The sequence below is a fragment of the Agromyces mariniharenae genome, assembly GCF_008122505.1.
GTDB classification, from domain to species: Bacteria; Actinomycetota; Actinomycetes; order Actinomycetales; family Microbacteriaceae; genus Agromyces; species Agromyces mariniharenae.
This window is the reverse complement of the sequence record NZ_VSSB01000003.1, coordinates 1-5,529: the sequence shown is the minus strand read 5'-3', so window position 1 is coordinate 5,529 and position 5,529 is coordinate 1. Positions and strand designations below refer to the sequence as shown.

The 5,529-nt window shown below is 56.7% G+C and carries 3 rRNA genes; all 3 read left to right on the top strand.

Features of this window, described 5'->3' with window-relative positions:
• Nucleotides 1-101 precede the first annotated feature (101 nt).
• The 3 genes from FYC51_RS19050 to rrf all read left to right on the top strand — a co-directional run bounded on the left by FYC51_RS19050 (nucleotide 102) and on the right by rrf (nucleotide 5,522).
• Nucleotides 102-1,630: ribosomal RNA gene (locus FYC51_RS19050) — 16S ribosomal RNA — on the top strand.
• Between the two features lie 460 nt (nucleotides 1,631-2,090).
• Nucleotides 2,091-5,194: ribosomal RNA gene (locus FYC51_RS19045) — 23S ribosomal RNA — on the top strand.
• Nucleotides 5,195-5,405: 211 nt separating this feature from the next.
• A 5S ribosomal RNA gene (gene rrf, locus FYC51_RS19040) occupies nucleotides 5,406-5,522 on the top strand.
• The 16S, 23S and 5S rRNA genes sit together here, the layout of an rRNA operon.
• Nucleotides 5,523-5,529: the final 7 nt, after the last annotated feature.

The following is a 5,529-nucleotide window of genomic DNA, read 5'->3' as shown; positions in this document are numbered from 1 at the left end:
TGGTGGGATTCCTTTGGATTGATGGACAGTCAGTATTGATTGTTCTGTCTGTCAGAGGTCAACTCTTGACCGGCGCTCTTCGGGGTGTTGGTTGAACATTTTTTTTGGAGAGTTTGATCCTGGCTCAGGACGAACGCTGGCGGCGTGCTTAACACATGCAAGTCGAACGATGAACTGGCAGCTTGCTGCTGGGGATTAGTGGCGAACGGGTGAGTAACACGTGAGTAACCTGCCCTGGACTCTGGGATAACCCCGAGAAATCGGAGCTAATACCGGATAGGACCTTGCACCGCATGGTGTGGGGTGGAAAGTTTTTCGGTCTGGGATGGACTCGCGGCCTATCAGCTTGTTGGTGAGGTAATGGCTCACCAAGGCGTCGACGGGTAGCCGGCCTGAGAGGGTGACCGGCCACACTGGGACTGAGACACGGCCCAGACTCCTACGGGAGGCAGCAGTGGGGAATATTGCACAATGGGCGCAAGCCTGATGCAGCAACGCCGCGTGCGGGATGACGGCCTTCGGGTTGTAAACCGCTTTTAGTAAGGAAGAAGGGGCTTCGGCCTTGACGGTACTTGCAGAAAAAGGACCGGCTAACTACGTGCCAGCAGCCGCGGTAATACGTAGGGTCCGAGCGTTGTCCGGAATTATTGGGCGTAAAGAGCTCGTAGGCGGTTTGTCGCGTCTGCTGTGAAATCCCGAGGCTCAACCTCGGGTCTGCAGTGGGTACGGGCAGACTGGAGTGCGGTAGGGGAGAATGGAATTCCTGGTGTAGCGGTGGAATGCGCAGATATCAGGAGGAACACCGATGGCGAAGGCAGTTCTCTGGGCCGTAACTGACGCTGAGGAGCGAAAGCGTGGGGAGCGAACAGGATTAGATACCCTGGTAGTCCACGCCGTAAACGTTGGGCGCTAGATGTGGGGACCTTTCCACGGTTTCCGTGTCGTAGCTAACGCATTAAGCGCCCCGCCTGGGGAGTACGGCCGCAAGGCTAAAACTCAAAGGAATTGACGGGGGCCCGCACAAGCGGCGGAGCATGCGGATTAATTCGATGCAACGCGAAGAACCTTACCAAGGCTTGACATATACGAGAACGCTGCAGAAATGTAGAACTCTTTGGACACTCGTATACAGGTGGTGCATGGTTGTCGTCAGCTCGTGTCGTGAGATGTTGGGTTAAGTCCCGCAACGAGCGCAACCCTCGTCGCATGTTGCCAGCACGTCATGGTGGGAACTCATGTGAGACTGCCGGGGTCAACTCGGAGGAAGGTGGGGATGACGTCAAATCATCATGCCCCTTATGTCTTGGGCTTCACGCATGCTACAATGGCCGGTACAAAGGGCTGCGATGTCGTAAGGCGGAGCGAATCCCAAAAAGCCGGTCTCAGTTCGGATTGAGGTCTGCAACTCGACCTCATGAAGTCGGAGTCGCTAGTAATCGCAGATCAGCAACGCTGCGGTGAATACGTTCCCGGGCCTTGTACACACCGCCCGTCAAGTCATGAAAGTCGGTAACACCCGAAGCCGGTGGCCTAACCCTTGTGGAGGGAGCCGTCGAAGGTGGGATCGGTGATTAGGACTAAGTCGTAACAAGGTAGCCGTACCGGAAGGTGCGGCTGGATCACCTCCTTTCTAAGGAGCATCTGGGCACCGCAGGGTGTTCCAGGCATGCCGGGTCAGACCGAACGTGTCTGCCGGCTGCTCATGGGTGGAACATTGACATAGGCATCCAGGTTCAAGGGTTCTGGTTCAGTACGCCTCCTTCGGGGGGTTGGAACGATCGGGGCCGGCGGGTTGGGTGCGTGCACGCTGTTGGGTCCTGAGGGACCGGACAACCCCCGCGCTTGTGAGAGTGGCGGGGGGTGATGGTTTCTTCAGACCTTCACCGATGATGACCGTGGGTCGTCGGGTGTGGGGGTTCTGGCCGTCTGTTGAGAACTACATAGTGGACGCGAGCATCTTAGATTGACCCTTCGGGGTCGATCACAAAGGTGAGTCGCCGGGCGCATCCTTCGGGGTGTTGTCTGGTGTATTCACTGGTCAATCTTTTGCCCTGGCTTCGGCTGGGGCGGATTCGATCGAACTCATGTGATTTCAAGTTTCTAAGAGCAAACGGTGGATGCCTTGGCATCTGGAGCCGAAGAAGGACGTCGTAATCTGCGATAAGCCTCGGGGAGCTGATAAACGAGCTGTGATCCGAGGATTTCCGAATGGGGAAACCCCGCCAGGCCCTTTGGGTGACCTGGTGACTCCCGCCTGAATGTATAGGGCGGGTAGAGGGAACGTGGGGAAGTGAAACATCTCAGTACCCACAGGAAGAGAAAACAACCGTGATTCCGTGAGTAGTGGCGAGCGAAAGCGGATGAGGCTAAACCGGTCATGTGTGATACCCGGCAGGGGTTGCATGGTCGGGGTTGTGGGACCTTTCGTGCTGTTCTGCCGGACAGCGGCGGTGACGTGTGTGGTATAGGCGAACCGGATTGAAAGCCGGACCAGAGTGGGTGTGAGTCCCGTAGCTGAAATGCCATGCCGGCCGGAAGGGGATCCCAAGTAGCACGGGGCCCGAGAAATCCCGTGTGAATCTGTCAGGACCACCTGATAAGCCTAAATACTCCCAGATGACCGATAGCGGACAAGTACCGTGAGGGAAAGGTGAAAAGTACCCCGGGAGGGGAGTGAAATAGTACCTGAAACCGTTTGCTTACAAACCGTCGGAGCAGCCTTGTAGCTGTGACGGCGTGCCTTTTGAAGAATGAGCCTGCGAGTTAGTGATCTGTGGCGAGGTTAACCCGTGTGGGGTAGCCGTAGCGAAAGCGAGTCTGAATAGGGCGATTCAGTCGCAGGTCCTAGACCCGAAGCGAAGTGATCTATCCATGGCCAGGTTGAAGCGACGGTAAGACGTCGTGGAGGACCGAACCCACTTCAGTTGAAAATGGAGGGGATGAGCTGTGGATAGGGGTGAAAGGCCAATCAAACTTCGTGATAGCTGGTTCTCTCCGAAATGCATTTAGGTGCAGCGTTGCGTGTTTCTTGCCGGAGGTAGAGCTACTGGATGGCCGATGGGCCCCAACAGGTTACTGACGTCAGCCAAACTCCGAATGCCGGTAAGTGAGAGCGCAGCAGTGAGACGGTGGGGGATAAGCTTCATCGTCGAGAGGGAAACAACCCAGACCACCAACTAAGGTCCCTAAGCGCGTGCTAAGTGGGAAAGGATGTGGAGTTGCACAGACAACCAGGAGGTTGGCTTAGAAGCAGCCACCCTTGAAAGAGTGCGTAATAGCTCACTGGTCAAGTGATTCCGCGCCGACAATGTAACGGGGCTCAAGCACGCCACCGAAGTTGTGGCATTGACATTTGTGGTAGGCCTTCGTGGTCCAGCCGTGTTGATGGGTAGGAGAGCGTCGTGTGCCGGGTGAAGCGGCGGTGGAAACCAGCCGTGGACGGCACACGAGTGAGAATGCAGGCATGAGTAGCGAAAGACGGGTGAGAAACCCGTCCTCCGGAAGACCAAGGGTTCCAGGGTCAAGCTAATCTGCCCTGGGTAAGTCGGGACCTAAGGCGAGGCCGACAGGCGTAGTCGATGGACAACGGGTTGATATTCCCGTACCGGCGAAGAACCGCCCACACGAGATCAGAAGTGCTAAGCATCCCAAGCCGTGCGGATCCCTTCGGGGTGATGCGCGGGGCGGCATGCGACCCCGTCTGGTGGAGTGAGCGTATTAACAGGTGTGACGCAGGAAGGTAGCCCAGCCCGGGCGATGGTTGTCCCGGGGCAAGCGTGTAGGCCGAGCGATAGGCAAATCCGTCGCTCATACAGGCTGAGACGCGATGCGGATGAAAAGTGGGTGATCCTATGCTGCCGAGAAAAGCATCGACGCGAGGTTCCAGCCGCCCGTACCCCAAACCGACTCAGGTGGTCAGGTAGAGAATACCGAGGAGATCGAGAGAATCGTGGTTAAGGAACTCGGCAAAATGCCCCCGTAACTTCGGGAGAAGGGGGGCCCGAAGCGTGAACCTGCTTGCCAGGGGAAGCGTGGAGTGGCCGCAGAGACCAGTGGGAAGCGACTGTTTACTAAAAACACAGGTCCGTGCCAAGTCGCAAGACGATGTATACGGACTGACGCCTGCCCGGTGCTGGAAGGTTAAGAGGACCGGTTAGCCGCAAGGCGAAGCTGAGAATTTAAGCCCCAGTAAACGGCGGTGGTAACTATAACCATCCTAAGGTAGCGAAATTCCTTGTCGGGTAAGTTCCGACCTGCACGAATGGCGTAACGACTTCCCAGCTGTCTCAACCGCGAACTCGGCGAAATTGCAGTACGAGTAAAGATGCTCGTTACGCGCAGAAGGACGGAAAGACCCCGTGACCTTTACTACAGCTTGGTATTGGTGTTCGGTGTGGCTTGTGTAGGATAGGTGGGAGACTTTGAAGCGGGCACGCCAGTGTTCGTGGAGTCATTGTTGAAATACCACTCTGGTCACTCTGGATATCTAACTTCGAACCGTGATCCGGTTCAGGGACAGTGCCTGGTGGGTAGTTTAACTGGGGCGGTTGCCTCCCAAAAAGTAACGGAGGCGCCCAAAGGTTCCCTCAACCTGGTTGGCAATCAGGTGGCGAGTGTAAGTGCACAAGGGAGCTTGACTGTGAGACTGACAGGTCGAGCAGGGACGAAAGTCGGGACTAGTGATCCGGCAGTGGCTTGTGGAAGCGCTGTCGCTCAACGGATAAAAGGTACCTCGGGGATAACAGGCTGATCTTGCCCAAGAGTCCATATCGACGGCATGGTTTGGCACCTCGATGTCGGCTCGTCGCATCCTGGGGCTGGAGTAGGTCCCAAGGGTTGGGCTGTTCGCCCATTAAAGCGGTACGCGAGCTGGGTTTAGAACGTCGTGAGACAGTTCGGTCCCTATCCTCTGCGCGCGCAGGAAATTTGAGAGGATCTGACCCTAGTACGAGAGGACCGGGTTGGACGAACCTCTGGTGTGCCAGTTGTTCCGCCAGGAGCACCGCTGGTTAGCTACGTTCGGGATGGATAACCGCTGAAAGCATCTAAGCGGGAAGCCGGCCTCGAGATGAGATTTCCATCCCTTCGGGGGAGAGGCTCCCAGCCAGACGACTGGGTTGATAGGCCGGATGTGGAAGCAAGGACTAACGACTTGTGCAGCTGACCGGTACTAATAAGCCGATAACTTGACAATCACTACACACACCACGTTGTAAGGCGGTGGTGCGTGGAACAGGATTGCTCGCGTCCACTCTGTGGTTCCCAACAGACGGAAACACAACACAACACACACAAACTCAACACAGACCCGCACACCCCGCACCAACCACGGTTGGCCAAGGGGGTACGTGCAACCGAGACCACCACACCCCCACACACATGTCGGGTGGTGCTGGTACCAGAGTTTCGGCGGCCATAGCGCGAGGGAAACGCCCGGACACATTCCGAACCCGGAAGCTAAGACTCGCAGCGCCGATGGTACTGCAGGGGCGACCCTGTGGGAGAGTAGGACACCGCCGGACATTCATT